At 69.8% G+C, this 1,361-nt stretch carries 1 protein-coding gene; it reads right to left on the bottom strand.

From position 1 onward, the window contains the following. A partial coding sequence (locus tag ACIA5F_RS30925; RefSeq protein ID WP_399358791.1) for an acetyl/propionyl/methylcrotonyl-CoA carboxylase subunit alpha occupies positions 1 to 1,360 on the bottom strand: 1,360 nt, incomplete at its 3' end. Between the last annotated feature and the right edge of the window lies 1 nt (position 1,361).

The following is a 1,361-nucleotide window of genomic DNA, read 5'->3' as shown; positions in this document are numbered from 1 at the left end:
ACGCGGGGATGGTGTTGGTGAAGTCGGTTTCGATCCAGCGGGTGTAGATGGTGAAGGGGTGGCCGGGTCGGGGGTTGAAGGCGGGGTCGGTGACGACGGCGCGGTGGAAGGGGAGGGCGGTGGCCATGCCGTCGATGTGGAATTCGTCGAGGGCGCGGGCGGCTCGTTGGAGGGCTTGTTCGCGGGTGGCGCCGGTGATGATGAGTTTGGCGAGGAGGGAGTCCCAGGCGGGTCCGATGACCGAGCCGGTTTCGACGCCGGTGTCGAGGCGGACGCCGGGTCCGGTGGGGGGTGTGAAGCGGGTGACGGTGCCGGGGGCGGGGAGGAAGCCGCGGCCGGGGTCCTCGCCGTTGATGCGGAACTCGATGGAGTGGCCGCGCAGGGGTGGGTCGGTGTAGCCGAGGGGTTCGCCGTCGGCGATGCGGAACATTTCGCGGACGAGGTCGATGCCGGTGACTTCTTCGGTGACGGGGTGTTCGACCTGGAGGCGGGTGTTGACTTCGAGGAAGGAGATGGTGCCGTCGTTGGCGACGAGGAACTCGACGGTGCCGGCGCCGACGTAGCCGGCTTCTTTGAGGATGGCTTTGGAGGCTGTGTAGAGCTGGGTGTTCTGGGTGTCGGTCAGGAAGGGTGCGGGGGCTTCCTCGACGAGTTTCTGGTGGCGTCGCTGGAGGGAGCAGTCGCGGGTGGAGATGACGGCGACGTTGCCGTGGGTGTCGGCGAGGCACTGGGTTTCGACGTGGCGGGGTTTGTCGAGGTAGCGCTCGACGAAGCATTCGCCGCGGCCGAAGGCGGCGACGGCTTCGCGGACGGCGGAGTCGTAGAGTTCGGGGATCTCTTCGAGGGTGCGGGCGACTTTGAGGCCGCGTCCGCCGCCGCCGAAGGCGGCTTTGATGGCGATGGGCAGGCCGTGGGTGCGGGCGAAGGCGGTGGCTTCGTCGGGGCCGGTGACGGGGTCGGGGGTGCCGGCGACGAGGGGGGCTCCGGCGCGTTGGGCGATGTGGCGGGCGGCGACTTTGTCGCCGAGGTCGCGGATGGCCTGTGGCGGGGGGCCGATCCAGGTGAGGCCTGCGTCGAGGACGGCCTGGGCGAAGTCGGCGTTCTCGGAGAGGAAGCCGTATCCGGGGTGGATGGCGTCGGCGCCGGAGTCGGTGGCTGCCTGGAGGACTTTGGTGATGTCCAGGTAGCTGGTGGCGGGGGTGTCACCGCCCAGGGCGAACGCTTCGTCGGCCGCGCGGACGTGCAGGGCGTCCCGGTCCGGATCGGCGTAGACGGCTACGCTGGTGATCCCGGCGTCCCGGCAGGCCCGGGCAACGCGGACAGCGATTTCGCCACGGTTGGCGATGAGCACCTTGCGCACG

This window comes from Streptomyces sp. NPDC051567 (assembly GCF_044454165.1).
Classification (GTDB): Bacteria; Actinomycetota; Actinomycetes; order Streptomycetales; family Streptomycetaceae; genus Streptomyces.
This window is presented reverse-complemented; position numbering and strand designations above follow the sequence as displayed.